Source organism: Propionivibrio limicola (assembly GCF_009469695.1).
GTDB lineage: Bacteria > Pseudomonadota > Gammaproteobacteria > Burkholderiales > Rhodocyclaceae > Propionivibrio > Propionivibrio limicola.
Window position 1 is genome coordinate 55,027 of sequence record NZ_SSSR01000008.1, and the last position, 12,761, is coordinate 67,787.

General features: G+C 62.6%; 15 protein-coding genes. 6 read left to right on the forward strand and 9 right to left on the reverse strand.

The genetic code is table 11. The features are described from left to right. Positions 1-52: 52 nt before the first annotated feature. The 4 genes from GH659_RS07860 to GH659_RS07875 form a co-directional block, all read right to left on the reverse strand. Positions 53-1,153, reverse strand: a complete 1,101-nt coding sequence (locus GH659_RS07860) for an NADH:flavin oxidoreductase/NADH oxidase (protein WP_153110847.1) — start codon at positions 1,151-1,153, stop codon at positions 53-55. Positions 1,154-1,216: 63 nt separating this feature from the next. Next, a complete protein-coding gene (locus GH659_RS07865; protein ID WP_211364160.1) occupies positions 1,217-2,035 on the reverse strand; it encodes a type 1 glutamine amidotransferase domain-containing protein in 819 nt (272 codons plus the stop codon). Beyond that, on the reverse strand, positions 1,977-2,957 hold the full coding sequence (locus tag GH659_RS07870; RefSeq protein ID WP_153110848.1) for a zinc-binding dehydrogenase: 981 nt from the start codon (positions 2,955-2,957) through the stop codon (positions 1,977-1,979). Before GH659_RS07870 ends, GH659_RS07865 begins: the two co-directional genes overlap by 59 nt. A gap of 2 nt (positions 2,958-2,959) precedes the next feature. Then, positions 2,960-3,235: a VOC family protein gene (locus tag GH659_RS07875; protein ID WP_153110849.1), complete on the reverse strand. Its 276-nt coding sequence runs from the start codon at positions 3,233-3,235 to the stop codon at positions 2,960-2,962. A 96-nt stretch (positions 3,236-3,331) separates the two neighbouring features. Here GH659_RS07875 and GH659_RS07880 point away from each other — a divergent pair, with 96 nt between their 5' ends. The 3 genes from GH659_RS07880 (at position 3,332) to GH659_RS07890 (ending at position 5,753) form a co-directional block, all read left to right on the forward strand. Beyond that, on the forward strand, positions 3,332-4,216 hold the full coding sequence (locus GH659_RS07880; RefSeq protein ID WP_153110850.1) for a LysR family transcriptional regulator: 885 nt from the start codon (positions 3,332-3,334) through the stop codon (positions 4,214-4,216). A gap of 136 nt (positions 4,217-4,352) precedes the next feature. Then, positions 4,353-4,871 carry an SRPBCC family protein gene (locus tag GH659_RS07885; protein WP_153110851.1) on the forward strand — a complete coding sequence of 173 codons (519 nt, stop codon included), beginning with the start codon at positions 4,353-4,355 and terminating at the stop codon, positions 4,869-4,871. Positions 4,872-4,886: 15 nt separating this feature from the next. Further along, positions 4,887-5,753: an NAD(P)-dependent oxidoreductase gene (locus GH659_RS07890; protein WP_153110852.1), complete on the forward strand. Its 867-nt coding sequence runs from the start codon at positions 4,887-4,889 to the stop codon at positions 5,751-5,753. 30 nt (positions 5,754-5,783) lie between these two features. Here GH659_RS07890 and GH659_RS07895 read toward each other — a convergent pair whose 3' ends face one another. From GH659_RS07895 to mdtD, 4 genes are read right to left on the reverse strand one after another with little or no spacing between them, the layout of a single operon-like run. Then, positions 5,784-6,179 (reverse strand): DUF4186 domain-containing protein, encoded by a 396-nt coding sequence (locus GH659_RS07895; RefSeq protein WP_153110853.1) that lies wholly within the window; start codon positions 6,177-6,179, stop codon positions 5,784-5,786. A 5-nt stretch (positions 6,180-6,184) separates the two neighbouring features. After that, entirely contained in the window at positions 6,185-7,087 is a 903-nt protein-coding gene (locus tag GH659_RS07900) for a LysR family transcriptional regulator (protein WP_153110854.1), read from the reverse strand. 31 nt (positions 7,088-7,118) lie between these two features. Continuing rightward, positions 7,119-8,249, reverse strand: a complete 1,131-nt coding sequence (locus GH659_RS07905; RefSeq protein ID WP_153110855.1) for a S1C family serine protease — start codon at positions 8,247-8,249, stop codon at positions 7,119-7,121. A 35-nt stretch (positions 8,250-8,284) separates the two neighbouring features. Continuing rightward, on the reverse strand, positions 8,285-9,721 hold the full coding sequence (gene mdtD, locus GH659_RS07910) for a multidrug transporter subunit MdtD (RefSeq protein WP_153110856.1): 1,437 nt from the start codon (positions 9,719-9,721) through the stop codon (positions 8,285-8,287). Positions 9,722-9,940: 219 nt separating this feature from the next. On the opposite strand from mdtD, the gene paaG reads away from it, so the two are divergent. The 3 genes from paaG (at position 9,941) to GH659_RS07925 (ending at position 12,026) form a co-directional block, all read left to right on the forward strand. Then, complete coding sequence (gene paaG / locus GH659_RS07915) at positions 9,941-10,735, forward strand: 2-(1,2-epoxy-1,2-dihydrophenyl)acetyl-CoA isomerase PaaG (protein WP_153110857.1); 795 nt, start codon at positions 9,941-9,943, stop codon at positions 10,733-10,735. Positions 10,736-10,844: 109 nt separating this feature from the next. Further along, complete coding sequence (locus GH659_RS07920) at positions 10,845-11,036, forward strand: hypothetical protein (protein ID WP_153110858.1); 192 nt, start codon at positions 10,845-10,847, stop codon at positions 11,034-11,036. Positions 11,037-11,150: 114 nt separating this feature from the next. Beyond that, positions 11,151-12,026 (forward strand): alpha/beta fold hydrolase, encoded by an 876-nt coding sequence (locus GH659_RS07925; protein ID WP_153110859.1) that lies wholly within the window; start codon positions 11,151-11,153, stop codon positions 12,024-12,026. A gap of 180 nt (positions 12,027-12,206) precedes the next feature. Here GH659_RS07925 and GH659_RS07930 read toward each other — a convergent pair whose 3' ends face one another. Continuing rightward, positions 12,207-12,728, reverse strand: coding sequence for a gamma carbonic anhydrase family protein (locus GH659_RS07930; RefSeq protein WP_153110860.1), 522 nt, complete (start codon positions 12,726-12,728; stop codon positions 12,207-12,209). Positions 12,729-12,761: the final 33 nt, after the last annotated feature.

The following is a 12,761-nucleotide window of genomic DNA, read 5'->3' on the forward strand; positions in this document are numbered from 1 at the left end:
TTGCCGTATCCGACAATCTCCCTGTTTCGCTCGCAGACTGGCTAATGCCCGGTCAGGAATTACGCTTGTAGCGCTCCAGCCAGTGGGCGTAGGGGGCTGGGAGAACCCAATCCGGCTTGTCGATGTGCAGGGATTGTGCGGCCTGGTACGTCCAGTGCGGATTGGATAGATGCACGCGGCCGATCATCACCAAATCGAGCTGTCCGGCGGCCACCGCATGCTCGGCAAGGGCGGGCGTGTCGATGTTCCATGACGAGGCGACGGGCATGCCCGCCTTGTGACGCACGCGTTCGGCGACAGGTGTGAGGAAGGCCGGTCCCCAAGGGATATCCGCGTGTGGCGTCGAGAAGCCGACGCTGACGTTCAGCAGGTCAAGGCCGCCGGCGCGGAACTTACGGGCGAGTTCGATCGCCTCCGCGAGCGTCTCTGCATCGCGACCGTCGTATTCGATGACGCCGAAACGGGCCGTCAGCGGCAGGTTCTCCGGCCACACTTCGCGCACAGCGGCGAGCGTTTCGAGCAGGAAGCGGCTGCGTCCGGCCAGATCGCCGCCGTACTCGTCGGTGCGCTGGTTGGCGTGCACCGAGAAGAAGCTCTGGCCGAGATAACCGTGCGCGAAATGCAGTTCCAGCCATTCAAAACCGGCATCGCGGGCGCGGCGGGCGGCAGCCACGAAGTCCAAGCGAACGCGTGCGATGTCTTCCACCGTCATTTCTTTGGGAATACGCGGCAAACCGCCGCCGAAGGCGACGGGCGAGGGCGAAATCGTCTCCCAGTAGCGCGGATCGTCTTTGGCGATGTGGTCGTCGCCTTCCCACGGCAGGTTGGCATTCGCCTTGCGCCCGGCGTGGCCGATCTGGATGCCGGCTACCGCGCCGCCTGCCTTGATGCCTTTGGCGATTTTTGCCAGCCCTTCGGCCTGCGCATCGTCCCAGAGCCCGAGGCACGACGGGGTAATCCGTCCCTCCGGCGCAATGGCGGTGGCTTCGACGATCACGAGACCGGGGCCGCCGCGCGAGAGCGTGCTGTAGTGACTCCAGTGGAAGTCGTTGGAAAAGCCGTCCGTGGCGCTGAAAACGCACATCGGCGGAACGGCGATCCGGTTGCGTAGCGTGACGTCCTTGAGTTTGAAAGGGGTAAATAGGGATGACATGGTTTTCTTAGATAGCCTGGTTCTTGATGAAGGGTTAGTGAGAGGAGAGTGCGATGGCGGGTATCAGGGCGTTGCTGCGGTTTCACGGGTGGCTTCGAGCACCAGATCGGCCACCTTCTCCGACGACGCGGGGTTCTGGCCGGTGACAAGGCGCCCGTCACGCACCGCGAACGGCTTGAAATTCGGTCCGCTCTCGTAGCGTGCACCGAGATCGCGGATGCGCGATTCCAGCGCAAACGGAACCTGCTTCTCCATTTTTGCAGCCACTTCCTCGCTGTTGGAGAATGCCGCCACACGACGCCCAGCGACCAATGGTTTGCCGGTCTCGTCCCTGGCATTGACCAGACCGGCCGGTCCATGACAGACCGCGGCAATCACTTTTCCTTCTCCCCACGCTTCGCTCACCAGCTTCGCCAACCGCTCGCTCTGGGGGAAATCCCACATTGTGCCGTGGCCACCGGGCAGAAACACCGCGGCGTAGGGGGCCGAATTGACCGAATCGAGCTTGATCGACGCTTCGATCCTGACGCGTGCGGCCGGATCTTTTAAAAACCGCTCGACGCTCGGAGGGTTTTTCCCTTCCGGGCGGACCGAACCCGGATCGATCGGTGCCTTGCCTCCTTGAATGGAGGCAACATCAACCTCCGCGCCCGCATCGACAAAGGCGTAGTAGGGCGTGGTGAATTCCTCAAGCCAAAGCCCGGTCGGATGATCGGCGCTACCGGCAATGGCGTGAGATGTGAGAACAACGAGGATTTTTAACGCGGGAGTCATAGCAAGTTTTCCTGATAACTGAGTTTGAAAAAATCGGCGGTTACGCGATTCATGAAGAAGGGAGCAGCACGAGCGGCTTGCCGGAGAAGCCGCGGTGGCGCAGAGCATCAAGGAATTCGGGCAGTTCCGAAAAATCGCGTTGGACTTGCGTCTCGGGCTCCATGCCGCCAGTCGCCAGCGCGTCAAGCATCCGCTCGCCCGCGGCTATCAGCCGCGCCCAGGCCTCGTCGCTGCCGTGCCGATGCAAGGCGCCCAGGGCTACTTCATGCAAGGAAACGGCCTGTTCGAATGCGGGAAACGGCCATTGCGCCACGCGCCCCTGAATGCAGACGAGATGGCCGTTGGCTTCAAGCCGCGCTGCCAGCTGTGCGGCCCGATCTGGCCCGACGCTGTCGATCACCGCATAAAACGCCCGATCTTCCAGCGTGCCCAGTTCCGCAACGCACCGGGAAACGCCCAGCGAATTGAGTCGATGCCAGTGACGTTCGTGGCAAATGGCGCTGACGGAAAAACCCCTTTCCGCGGCTAGTTGCGCCACATAGTGACCGACGGCGCCACCGGCGCCACTGATCAGAAAGGCGGCGCCTTTTCGAGCCGGAACTTTCTCGATGGCCTGCCAGGCCGTCAATCCGGGGCAGGGGAAACTCGCGGCCGTCGCAAAGTCGAGCGCATCCGGGACGCGCATCAATGCGCGGACGGCCAGCGGTGTGTATTCCGCGAAACTGCCTAAGCGGTGAAGATTCTGGTGATAGGCAACCCGCTGGCCGAGCCAGGATGCGGAAATGCCTTCGCCCGTCGCCACGACGACGCCTGCGCCATCGACCCCGGGGACATGGCCCGGCCGCCAACTGTCAATCTTGCCAAGCACCTTCCAGTCCACCGGATTGAGTCCGATCGCCGCATTGCGAACGAGTACCTCGCCCGCCGCAAGTGGTTGGATTGGACCATTTTGCATGCGCAGACCGAGCGGATCGTGCCCCGTCTGCCAGACCCACTTTTTGCATACAGCCGGAACGCTCACGCAGTCCATGATCAGCGTTCTCCCGACTGGTACGCGCCTGCCGAGTATGTCAGCTCGGAGCTGTGGCTATAGATTTCAAGAATGTTGCCGAACGGGTCTTCCATGTAGACCATGCGGTAAGGCTTTTCGCCCGGGAAGTACTCACGCACCGGCATGCGCTGCTTGCCGCCGGCAGCGACGATTTTTTCGGCCATCCCTTTGACCTCGGTGTAGAACTTGACGGCCGCGTCGAGCTCGGTGAGCGACAGGCCGATATGGGAAAAGCAGCGAGGGTAGGGCAATGCCATGTCAGATTGTCCTTCGCAATTGGAATGGGCATACTTTAGACAGGTACGGCTATAAACTGAACAGTGATTTGGTTATGTGATCCATAACATATTCTTATGATAAATCCCCAATGGCTTCATACGTTCACCACCCTGATCGAGCTGGGGAGCTTCACGCGCGCCGGTGAGCGCCTTGGGGTGACTCAGGCGGCGGTCAGCCTACATGTCCGGCATCTGGAGGAGAAGTTCGGCACGCTATTTATTCGCAGACCGCGTCAGCTGGAACTCACTCCGACCGGGAAAACGCTGGCCGAATACTGCCGGGAAATCGATCAGGTCAATAAACGCTTTGAGTTGCGACTCTCGGAAACAGAAGCCGATTGTGGCGAGATTACGCTGACCAGTCCCGGTAGCATCGGCCTTGCCGTCTATCCGTTGCTGCTCGACCTGCAAGCCGCGCACCCGGGGCTGACCGTCCGGCACCGCTTCGCCCCCGACCCCGAGGTGCTCGAAGCTGTCGTGCAGAACCGTTATGAACTTGGATTGATGACCTACCGCCCGGACGACGTGCGCATCGCCGCTAGTCTCTTTGCCGAAGAGGCGCTCGAACTGGTTGTGCCGGCCGGCAAGGACGTGCAGGTCTGGGCCGATCTCGAACGCATCGGCTTCATCGACCATCCCGACGGACAGGCGATGGCCAGCCGGCTGCTGAGCCGGATTTTCCCCGGTAATGCCGGTATCCGCCACATCCCCTGTCATGGCTTCATCAACCATATCGGCATGATTCTGGAGCCGGTGGCGCGCGGGCTCGGCTTTGCGGTCATCCCGCAATATGCGCGGCAGGCGTTTGCCCGTCAGGAGGCGATCAGGGTCGTTATTCATCCGACAACCGTTATCGACACACTGTGGCTTATCCACCGCGCCGAATGGCCGCTCTCAGCGCGTGCCGGGCGTGCGGTCGAATTCCTGCGCCAGCGCATCGGCGAGAAGCATTGTGTGTGATATTTGTATGCGTGATATGTGAAATTAAAAATTGTCATTGGATTTATTTCTCTGCTTTTTTCATGATGTGGCCACGCGCTGACGACCTTTTCCAGATCGCTAGCGAAACCTTCGTAATCACATCAGGAGCAGTCCAATGAACGAAATCATCTGGCCGGAAGGCTACCTTCCCGGTTTCACCGACAACTTTGCCTCGAACGAAATGATTGTCGCCGGTCTTTCCGTCGCCGACGTCTGGCCGTTTCTGAATACCCCGGCGCTGTGGCCGACCTATTACGCCAATTCGGCCAACCCGAGTTTCTATGACGGGAAGGGGCCGGAACTGGAAGACGGTGTGCGTTTCTACTTCGAAACGTTCGGTTTTCCGGTTGAGGCGCAAGTCGTTGAGCATGTGGCTCCGGTTGGCGGCCAGCCCGCTCGCGTCGCCTGGCACGGCTGGGCTGGCCGCACGGCGGAAGACCGCCTCGACGTCCATCACGCCTGGTTGCTCGAAGACCTCTCCGGTGGCCGCGTGCGCATCCTTACGCAGGAAACGCAGAGGGGAAAACCGGCGCAGGCCCTCGCGGCCGCGGAGCCGAATCCGATGATCAACGGCCACGACCAGTGGCTCAAGGGCTTGGTCGCTGCGACGTTCGAAGCAAAATCGGCCAACTAGTCAGGAGACGATTCCATGTCCAACATTGCTTTTCTCGGTCTCGGTGCAATGGGCTGCCGCATGGCCGCCCATCTGATCAAGGCCGGACACAAACTGACCGTCTGGAACCGGACACCCAAAGCCGCCGAGGCGCTGCTCGCGGCCGGGACGACATGGGCGAAGACGCCGGCCGAGGCAGCGCGGGGAGCCGACTTCGTGATTGCGATGGTGCGCGACGATGCCGCCTCGCGCTCGGTCTGGTGCGATTCGGCGACGGGGGCGTTGGCGGCGATGCAGCCCGGCGCCATCGCTATCGAAAGCTCGACGCTGTCGGTCCGCTGGATGCGAGAGCTTGGGCGGTTGGCGCAGGCGTGCCGCATCGGGTTTGTCGAAGCGCCGGTGTCCGGCTCGCGGCCGGCCGCCGAGGCGGCCCAACTTGTCTATCTCGTCGGCGGCGACACCGAGGTGCTGATTCGTGCCGGGGATCTACTTAAAGCCATGGGCGCCGCGATCCATCACGTCGGGCCGGTCGGATCAGGCACGCTGGTGAAGCTGGCGACGAACGCGCTGCTCGGCCTTCAGGTGACGGGGCTCGCCGAACTCGCCGGTATGCTGGCGAGCAACGGTGCCGATGTTGCCCGTTCGCTGCAGGCGATCGCTGCCACCCCGGTATGGTCGCCCGTCGATAACGTGATCGCCGGTTCCATGTTGCGCGGCGACTTCCAGCCGCAATTCCCGGTCGAGCTGATCGAAAAGGACTTCGGCTATACGCTCGCTGCGGTCGGTTCAGACGCCGCTGCGCCAACGCTGGCCGCGGCCCGCGCGGTGTTCCGGAAGGGCATCGACGCTGGCTTCGGTGGGCAAAACATGACGGCGGTCGCCCGGCTGTTCGCTACCGAGTGAGCCGCGTGAGGGCGCCGGATGCGCTCTCTTTTAAAAAAGTGGTAAAGACGTGCCGGCGGGCGGCGCCGAGAGCGGCAAATCCTGTTCATCCAGCCCGCGCATGATTGCGTCGACGACGTGCGCCTGTTCCTCCGGCGTCAGCAAACGACCGGCTGGGATGTCGTGCCATTTTTTCAGGCACTTGCGGCAGCAGGTCGCTGTCGCGTGCTGGGCGATGAAAACTGGGTGGCCGCGGAAGGGCGTCTGCTTGCCGTCGTTGGGCAACTCGGCCGGCGCCAGCCGTTGCGCGATGAAGGCTTGCGCGTGTTCAACGACAGTGTCCCGTCCCTTGGCGAGAAAATAGGCTCGCTCTTTCTTGCCCAGCGAGAAGCCCCTACGGAAGCGTGATCGGGGCAGGGCAGCGAACAGATCGTCAAGGTCGCGCATGGCGTTCAGCCAGAAATGCCACACGTTTTGAACAGCAGCGAACGCACCCAGCGGTGACCCGGGTCTTCGTGCGTGCGGGCATGCCAGGTGGCGATCTTGGTGAATCCGGGGACGTTGAGCGGCGGTGTCTTCAGCGTCAGCCCTTGGGATTCCGCGACGAGTCGGCGCGGCACAAGCGCGATCAGGTCGCTGGTGCGGAGGATGTCCAGCAGCATGACGAAACTCGGCACGGAAAGCACCACCCGTCGACGGCCGCCGATGCGCTCAAGGGCTTCATCGGTGGCACTGCGGAACCCGCCGCCGACCAGCGAAACCATGACGTGATCGAGCGCGCAAAACCGCTCCAGCGTCAATGCTCCGGTCACCGAGTCGGGATGCCCTTCGCGCAGCGCGCAGACGTAGGTTTCATCGAACAGGACGCGGGCGTGCAGGTCGGGCGGCGCAGTTTCCGGCGTCAGCAGCGCCAGATCGAGGTCGCCGCGTTCGAGCTGGGTTTGCACGAGGGATTCGTTGATCTGGCGCACCGCGATGCGAATTCCGGGGGCGAGCGGCCGCAGGGCGGCGATGAAGGGCACGAGAACGGCGCGCAGCGCGTAGTCGGTGGCGGCGATGGACACGGTGAACCCGGCTGTTGCCGGATCGAAAGCGGTGGGCCTCAGCATGGCGTCGATTTCGGCCAGCACGCGCTTGATGCCGCCGCTCAGTTCCTCTGCCCGTGGCGTTGGCGTGACGCCGCGTGACGTTCGTGTGAACAGCGGGTCGCCGAAACAGTCGCGCAAGCGGTTCAACATGCCGCTCACGGCTGGCTGTGTCAGAGAGAGCCGCGCCGCCGCCCGCGTGACGCTGCGTTCGTCCATCAGTGCGTCGAAGGCTTTCAGCAAGTTGAGGTCGACTGATCGGATATCCATGGCGTCTCTTCGGAAAAGTGCTTGAAGGGGGTTATGGCTGCGGTTGCAGGGTGGCCTGAAGCTCGAGGGTTTGCTCGCCCCGCTTGACGGTCAGCGTCACCGTTTCACCGATGGCGTATTCGTCGATCTGCGACAGATAGTGGGCGACGCTGTCGATCGCTTTGCCGTTGATGGCCGTGATGACATCGCCAAGGACGATCCGGCCGTCGCGGCCCGTCTGCGCGCCCTTGAGTCCGGCGGTGTCGGCGGCGCTGCCGGGGGAGACCTTGAGCACGGCGACGCCCTTGATGCCGAGTGTGCGGCTCAGGCGATCATTCAGCCCTTCGTCGATCTGGATGCCGAGCACCGGCCGGATGTATTTCCCTTGCGCGATCAGTTGCGGTACGACGCGGGCGACGGTATCGACGGGTACGGCAAAACCGATGCCGGCCGAGGCGCCGCTCGGGCTGTAGATGGCGGTGTTGATGCCGATCAGGCGACCGGCGGAATCGAGCAGCGGGCCGCCCGAATTGCCCGGGTTGATGGCGGCGTCGGTCTGGATCAGGTGCTCGACGCTTCGGTTACCGTCGCCCCCTAGCGTGCGGTCGAGCGCCGAGACGATGCCGCTGGTCAGCGTCCAGTCGAGACCGAACGGGTTGCCGATGGCGAACACTTTCTGGCCGACGCGCAGGTCGTGGCTGGTGCCAAGCGGCACGGGCGGCGGGCGCTTGAAACCGACGCCGATACGCAGCACCGCGATGTCGTGCGCCGGGCTGGCGCCGACCAGCGCCGCCTGATAGTCGCGCCCGTCGGAAAGGCGCACGATGGCCTCGCTGGCATTTTCGATGACGTGGTAGTTGGTGATGACGTGTCCCGCGCCGTCCCAGATGAAGCCGGAGCCGGTGCCGCGCGGCACGGTGAATACGTTGCGCGTCCAGAAGTCGCGTACCTGCGAGCGTGTGGTGATGAACACCACCGAATCTTTGGCTTTCTCGAACAGTTCGATGGTCGCCTTCTCGTCGGCGGCGAGGTCGCCGCGCGCCGTGACCGTACGCGGCGAACTGTCGGTCGGCGCGAACCAGGCCTCGATCCGCGGCAGGAAGTGGTCGAGCAGAACGAGCAGCAGCCCGATGACGGCGAACCAGAACAGGAGGGAAGACGGGCGGCGGGGCGGTGTATTCATGGCGGGATGGCGGGCTTCGAAGGGTCGTGCGCTGATTATAGGTCGTCGTCTTCGCGGATTTTCTCGGGCTCCGGTGCTTCTTCTGGCCGTTCGTCGCGGCGCAGCTGGAAAAAGATGGCGGCGGCGAACATCGCCATCAGGCCGACGCAGAGGTAAGTCTTGTGGAAGGCCTCGAGAATCAGCGCCTGGTCCGGCAGTTGTTTGAGGTCGATGAACCCGCCGAGCAACGCCGAAGCCGAGGCGACGCCGAGACTGATCGACAGCTGCATGACGACCGAGAGCAGGCTGTTGCCGCTGGCGGCGGTTTTGTTGTCGAGGTCGATCAGCGTCAGCGCGTTCATCGCCGTGAATTGCAGCGAATTGATGGCGCCGTAGGTGGCGAGGTAGGCGTAGAGCGCCAGGCGCGGGGTGTTGCCGTCGAGCAACGAGAAGCCGGCGATCATCGTGCCGAGCAGCAGCGTGTTGCAGATCAGCACGTGACGGAAGCCGAAGCGCTTGATCAGCGGCGTGGCGATGGCCTTTGAGCCGATGCTGGCCAGCGCCAGCGGAATCATCGACATGCCGGCTTCCATCGGCGAAAAGCCGAGCGCGACTTGCAGCAGTAGCGGCGTCAGGAACGGCATGGCGCCGCTGCCGATGCGGGCGAACAGGTTACCGGTGATGCCGACAGCGAATGAATGCGTTTCGAACAATTTTCCGCTGAACAGTGGCGCTGCGTGGCGGTTGGAGTGCAGCCAGTAGGCGGCGAGGCACGACAATCCGCCGGCAATCAGCAGCACGACGCGGGCGTGCGAGAAATGCAGCTCGCCGAGCCCTTCGAAGGCGATCGAGATCAGCGCCATGGCCGTGGCGAAAAGCAGAAAACCAACCCCGTCGAACGGCGTCTTTTCCGGACTCTTGATGTCCGGCATGAAGCGCGATGCGGCGATGCAGCCGACGAGCCCGACCGGCAGGTTGATCAGGAAGATCCAGTGCCAGGAAGCGAACTCGACCAGCCAGCCGCCGAGCGTCGGCCCGAGCAGCGGGCCGAGCAGGCCGGGAATGGTGACGAAGCTGAGCACGCGCACGAGTTCCGAGCGCGGGAAGCTGCGCAACACGGTCAGCCGCCCGACCGGCATCATCAGTGCGCCGCCGACGCCCTGCGCGATGCGCGCGATCACGAGACCGTTCAGCGTTGTCGACATGGCGCAGGCCAGCGAGCCGAGCGCGAAGAGGACGATGGCAACGATGAACACGCGCCGCGAGCCGAAGCGGTCGGCCAGCCACCCGGAAGCCGGGATCAGCATGGCCACCGTCAGCAGGTAGCCGATGACCGCCGACTGCATGTTCAGCGGGCTTTCGTTGAGCGACCGCGCCATCGCCGGCAGGGCGGTGTTGAGGATCGTGCCGTCGAGCGTCTGCATGAACAGCGCCATGGCGACAATCCATGGCAGAAAGCGGGTGTAGCGGGGATCGGGAAGGGCGTCGGACATGATGAACCTGTTTTGGCTGTCTCCAATGGCAGAACAGTGGGGCCGGAGACTGTTTTTTCTTGAATCGAATATTGTAAACGTGGGGCGACGCGCGGTGTAACGCTGATTAAGCAACGCCGCCATCCATCATCGATTGGCGGTATTCTTTCCGACTGATCCGGTTGTCGCCGACGGCAGGCAACCCGACGATTTCGCCTTCACCTTGAATCCGGATTTCCCATGACTTTCAAAACCATCGCCCTTGATATCGAGGCGGGTGTCGCCCGCCTGACGCTGAATCGTCCCGACAAACTCAACAGCTTCACCACCGAAATGCACGCCGAACTGCGTACGGCGCTGAACAGTATCCAGAATGATCCGTCCGTGCGCGTACTTGTGCTAACCGGTGCCGGACGCGCCTTCAGCGCCGGCCAGGATCTTGGCGACGAGTGCATGCAGGCGCAGGAAGGACGGATGCCGGACATCGGCAACGTGATCGAGCAGTTCTACAAGCCGCTGGTCATGCAACTGGCCAATCTGCGCGTCCCGACACTGGCCGCCGTCAACGGCATCGCCGCCGGCGCCGGCATGAGCGTGGCGCTGGCCTGCGATCTTGTCATTGCGACGCGTTCGGCGTCTTTCCTGCAAGCCTTCACCCGCATCGGCCTGATGCCCGATACCGGCAGCACGTGGTTCCTGCCGCAACGTGTCGGCATGGCCCGCGCCATGGGGCTGGCCATGCTGGCCGACAAGCTGCCGGCGGAAACGGCCGCCGAGTGGGGGCTGATCTGGCAGTGCGTTGACGATGCAGCGTTTGCCAGCACCGTGGCAACGACGGCGGAGCGGCTGGCCAAGGCGCCGACCAAGGCCTTGGTGCGTACCCGTCAATCCATGCAGGCATCGCTCTCGCACAGTCTGGAACAACAGCTGTCGCTCGAAGCGAGCTACATCCGCGAACTCGGCTGGAGTCCCGATTACGCGGAAGGCGTAAGCGCGTTCGCCGCCAAGCGCGAGCCGCAATTTGGCGGGAAATAAGGATTACGTGCCCGGTTGTGCATTCACCATTTGTTCATGGGCAGGAAATGAGAATGTAATTCCTCTCGCATAGGCTGTGCGGACGTTAACCTTTTGCGCTGGAGATGACATGAGCAAAACGTCGCACAACCTCAATCAGGCGGTCGCCGAATTTGTCGAAGCGTTTCAGAAATATCAGGCGGCCACGGCGAAAATGAACCAGTCGCTTCGCCGGTTTGCCGGTCATACCCAGTCGCTCTACGAGCCGCTAAATTCCATCCTGCAAGCGTCTGGCGCCGCATCGACGCAAAGCGGAGCGTGATGCTGAACACTGGCCTTTCCGGGGCAGGCCAGCTTTTTTCCCGTTATTCGGATGCTTCGGGAGCGAAAAACTGATTAAATCGAGGGCTTTCCTGTTTTGCCCGACCGTTCTGCCATGGAAAGACTTAAATCCCGTACCGAAAAAATCAGCATTCGCGGCCTGCGCTACAACATTCGCCACTGGGGGCCTGCCCATGCCCCCACCGTGTTTTTCCTGCACGGCTGGATGGATTCGTCGCCGACTTTCCAGTTTCTCGTCGATGCGCTGAAGCAGGACTGGCACGTGATCGCGCCCGACTGGCGCGGCTACGGCGAAACGGAATGGTTGTCGCGGCCCTACTGGTTCCCTGATTACTACGCCGATCTCGACTGCCTGCTCGATCATTTCTCGCCGAACAAGCCGGTGCGCATCGTGGCGCACAGCATGGGGGCGAACATCGCCAGCAACTACGCCGGTGTGCGGCCAGAGCGCATTTCGCAGCTGGTGATGCTTGATTTTCTTGGTCTCAAGCCGGCGATCGACGATGTGTCGCCGACGCTGATCGGGCGCTGGCTGGACAACATCGGCAAGGGGCCGTCGCCGATCCTCTTTCAGACCTACGAAGCGTTCGCCAGCCGCCTGATGGAACTCGATCCGCGGCTGGAAGAAGAGCGTGCCGCTTTCCTGTCGCGCACCGTGGGCCGCATGCGTCCGGACGGCCTGGTCGAGATGGCCTGCGATCCGTGGCACCGGATTCCATCGCCGGCGGTGTATCGGATCGAGGATTCGATGGCGAGCTGGCAGCGCATTACGGCGCCGGTGCTGATGCTGATCGCCCGCTACGGGTTGGTGAAGCAACGTTTTGGCAACGACCCGTCCGAGTTCGAGCGGCGCCTCGGTGTCTTCCCGAACCTGCAGGTGGTCAACGTGCCCGATTCCGGGCACAACGTTCAGCACGACCAGCCGGAAGTGGTGGCGGCCGCGATCGAGGCGTTCCTGTCGCGGGCGTAAGGTTGGTCGTAGTAGTCAGTTATGTTGGAGCGCATGAATAAAAGCTTCTCCACCAAGACACCAAGGGCACAAAGTTTCACCAAGAAAGACAGTGGGTTTTCTTGGTGCTTTCTTGGTGTGCTTGGTGCCTTGGTGGTTCGCTTTTTTCGATGACTGACTAGTAGTGTCGTTGCAATTGGCTCAGACTTCCGCCAGTTCCTTCACGTAGCGCTGCCAGTTCTGCACGTAGCGCCCTGCGCCGCCGCCGAGCCTTTCGACTTCCTCGTCGGTGAGCTGGCGCACGACCTTGCCGGGCGAACCCATGATCAGCGAACGGTCGGGATAGACCTTGCCTTCGGGAATCAACGTGTTGGCGCCGACCAGACAGTGTTGGCCGATCACGGCCCGGTTGAGGACGATCGAGCCGATGCCGATCAGCGAGCCGTCGCCGATCGTGCAGCCGTGCAGCATGACCATGTGGCCGACGGTGACGTTCTTGCCGATGGTCAGCTTGAGGCCGGGGTCGGTGTGCAGCACGCTGCCGTCCTGGATGTTCGAGTTTTCGCCGACGATGAGTTGGTCGGTGTCGCCGCGCAGCGTGGCGTTCCACCAGATCGAGACGTTTTTGGCGAGGCTCACCTGACCGATGACCGTGGCGTTGGGGGCGATCCAGCTTTCAGGATCGATTTGCGGGGTATGGGTTCCGAGGCTGTAAACAGGCATGATGGGTAGTGAAGGGACTCTCAAGGTTTCTGA